The sequence below is a fragment of the Brevibacillus ginsengisoli genome (genome assembly GCF_050113715.1).
In the GTDB taxonomy this organism is placed as follows: Bacteria; Bacillota; Bacilli; order Brevibacillales; family Brevibacillaceae; genus Brevibacillus_H; species Brevibacillus_H ginsengisoli.
Genome location: NZ_JBNJQR010000018.1, coordinates 1 through 2,188, shown reverse-complemented (window position 1 = coordinate 2,188; position 2,188 = coordinate 1). Strand labels below are relative to the sequence as shown.

Here is a 2,188-nt window from a genome sequence, read left to right as displayed (position 1 = left end):
TCGCTCGACTTGCATGTATTAGGCACGCCGCCAGCGTTCGTCCTGAGCCAGGATCAAACTCTCCAATAAAGTTGAGTTGATTCTAAACTTCAAAACAGTATTGCTTGGCTAGTGTTTCATTCACTAAACGTTTATTGTTCAGTTTTCAAAGAGCATTTAGTTTATAAATCAACCACCTCGTAATGAGCGGTAGATTTATATTATAACATATTTAATTCCATCTATTCAACCCACAATATTTGGTAAGTTGCCTTCCGTATTGTTAGCGCCTCAAATTGCATGCGCTCACCGGATGGAATAACAGCATATCAAACCATTTTCAAAGAATCAACAATCAATTTTTGGTAGTTTACCGATCAATCATTAATTCAATTAAAGGATTTGGTGCGGTCGGCGAGACTCGAACTCGCACGGGTCGCCCCGCCACCCCCTCAAGATGGTGTGTCTGCCAATTCCACCACGACCGCAAACATGTTCAGGATATCTAACTAGATAACCTTCAATTTAAGGTAATGGAGGGAGTACCCGGATTTGAACCGGGGATAAGGGTTTTGCAGACCCGTGCCTTACCACTTGGCTATACTCCCATAATGGGGCGATCGATGGGAATCGAACCCACGAGTGTCGGAGCCACAATCCGATGCGTTAACCACTTCGCCACGACCGCCATATTAGTATTTTGCTGGCAGGGGCAGTAGGAATCGAACCCACACCAAAGGTTTTGGAGACCTTCGTTCTACCTTTAAACTATGCCCCTGTATGGTAGCGGTGGAGGGAGTCGAACCCCCGACCTTTCGGGTATGAACCGAACGCTCTAGCCAGCTAAGCTACACCGCCATAATAATGAATCTAAAATCTAGGCAAAAAATGGAGCGGGTGATGGGAATCGAACCCACGCGACCAGCTTGGAAGGCTGGAGTTCTACCATTGAACTACACCCGCAAAAAATGGTGCCGGTAGAGGGACTTGAACCCCCACGGTTTCCCTCGCGATTTTGAGTCGCGCGCGTCTGCCAATTCCGCCATACCGGCTTGTATGAAGTTAAAAATGGTCGGGAAGACAGGATTCGAACCTGCGACCCCTTGGTCCCAAGCCAAGTACTCTACCAAGCTGAGCTACTTCCCGATTTTGTTTCTTTGTGATAGTGATTTTATGGCGTGCCCTGAGAGATTCGAACTCCCGACCTTTTGATTCGTAGTCAAACGCTCTATCCAGCTGAGCTAAGGGCACATATTATGGAGCGGACGACGGGTCTCGCTTCTATTGGCGACCCTACGTCGTTACTCTTCTGTGCGAGCCAGTATTCGTGTACCCGAGCAATACAACATGGAATTACTTCGAGGGTGAACCCGGCACGGGTGAGAGACCTTGCTTCATGATTATGGAGCGGACGACGGGTCTCGAACCCGCGACCTTCGCCTTGGCAAGGCGACGCTCTACCAATTGAGCTACGTCCGCATTTTTGAGTTAGTTGGTGCGGGTGGAGGGACTTGAACCCCCACGGTCGCCCGCCAGATCCTAAGTCTGGTGCGTCTGCCAATTCCGCCACACCCGCATATCTATCTTTGAACGATTACATGGTGAGCCATGAAGGACTCGAACCTTCGACCCTCTGATTAAAAGTCAGATGCTCTACCAACTGAGCTAATGGCTCATACTTTAAAATGGCTGGGGTATCAGGATTCGAACCTGAGAATGACGGAGTCAAAGTCCGTTGCCTTACCGCTTGGCTATACCCCAATAACCAATGGTGGGGAGAGACGGATTCGAACCGCCGAACCCATAGGGAGCAGATTTACAGTCTGCCGCGTTTAGCCACTTCGCTATCTCCCCATTATTAGTGGTGCCGGCGATAGGACTTGAACCCACAACCCCCTGATTACAAGTCAGGTGCTCTACCAATTGAGCTACACCGGCATTAGATCTTTAATATTTAAATGGCGGAGCTGACGGGACTCGAACCCGCGACCTCCGGTGTGACAGACCGGCGTGAACTCCAACTTCACCACAGCTCCATTATTTGGTTGCACCCTAAGGGTACCACTTATCTTACCTGAGCATGAAGCACGCTCGACGTAGTGCAAGTAATTTTGGTTGCGGGAGCAGGATTTGAACCTGCGACCTTCGGGTTATGAGCCCGACGAGCTACCGAGCTGCTCCATCCCGCGACGACCATGGACGGTCTAGT

17 tRNA genes and 1 rRNA gene are annotated in these 2,188 nt (G+C 49.7%); all 18 read right to left on the bottom strand.

Features of this window, described 5'->3' with window-relative positions:
- Positions 1-69, bottom strand: a 16S ribosomal RNA gene (locus tag ACQCN2_RS23305); the annotation flags it as partial.
- Between the two features lie 313 nt (positions 70-382).
- Positions 383-467: transfer RNA gene (locus ACQCN2_RS23300), tRNA-Leu, on the bottom strand.
- A 46-nt stretch (positions 468-513) separates the two neighbouring features.
- Positions 514-587, bottom strand: a tRNA-Cys gene (locus tag ACQCN2_RS23295).
- 4 nt (positions 588-591) lie between these two features.
- Positions 592-667, bottom strand: a tRNA-His gene (locus tag ACQCN2_RS23290).
- 16 nt (positions 668-683) lie between these two features.
- Positions 684-757 (bottom strand) — tRNA-Trp (locus ACQCN2_RS23285).
- A gap of 3 nt (positions 758-760) precedes the next feature.
- Positions 761-837: transfer RNA gene (locus ACQCN2_RS23280), tRNA-Met, on the bottom strand.
- A gap of 31 nt (positions 838-868) precedes the next feature.
- Positions 869-942, bottom strand: a tRNA-Gly gene (locus tag ACQCN2_RS23275).
- A 6-nt stretch (positions 943-948) separates the two neighbouring features.
- A tRNA-Leu gene (locus ACQCN2_RS23270) sits at positions 949-1,031 on the bottom strand.
- Between the two features lie 17 nt (positions 1,032-1,048).
- A tRNA-Pro gene (locus ACQCN2_RS23265) sits at positions 1,049-1,125 on the bottom strand.
- Between the two features lie 28 nt (positions 1,126-1,153).
- A tRNA-Arg gene (locus tag ACQCN2_RS23260) sits at positions 1,154-1,230 on the bottom strand.
- 152 nt (positions 1,231-1,382) lie between these two features.
- Positions 1,383-1,458 (bottom strand) — tRNA-Gly (locus tag ACQCN2_RS23255).
- A gap of 14 nt (positions 1,459-1,472) precedes the next feature.
- Positions 1,473-1,555, bottom strand: a tRNA-Leu gene (locus ACQCN2_RS23250).
- Positions 1,556-1,578: 23 nt separating this feature from the next.
- A tRNA-Lys gene (locus ACQCN2_RS23245) sits at positions 1,579-1,654 on the bottom strand.
- A gap of 11 nt (positions 1,655-1,665) precedes the next feature.
- A tRNA-Gln gene (locus tag ACQCN2_RS23240) sits at positions 1,666-1,740 on the bottom strand.
- 8 nt (positions 1,741-1,748) lie between these two features.
- Positions 1,749-1,833, bottom strand: a tRNA-Tyr gene (locus ACQCN2_RS23235).
- Positions 1,834-1,841: 8 nt separating this feature from the next.
- Positions 1,842-1,917 (bottom strand) — tRNA-Thr (locus tag ACQCN2_RS23230).
- A 21-nt stretch (positions 1,918-1,938) separates the two neighbouring features.
- A tRNA-Asp gene (locus ACQCN2_RS23225) sits at positions 1,939-2,015 on the bottom strand.
- A gap of 76 nt (positions 2,016-2,091) precedes the next feature.
- Positions 2,092-2,168, bottom strand: a tRNA-Met gene (locus ACQCN2_RS23220).
- Positions 2,169-2,188: the final 20 nt, after the last annotated feature.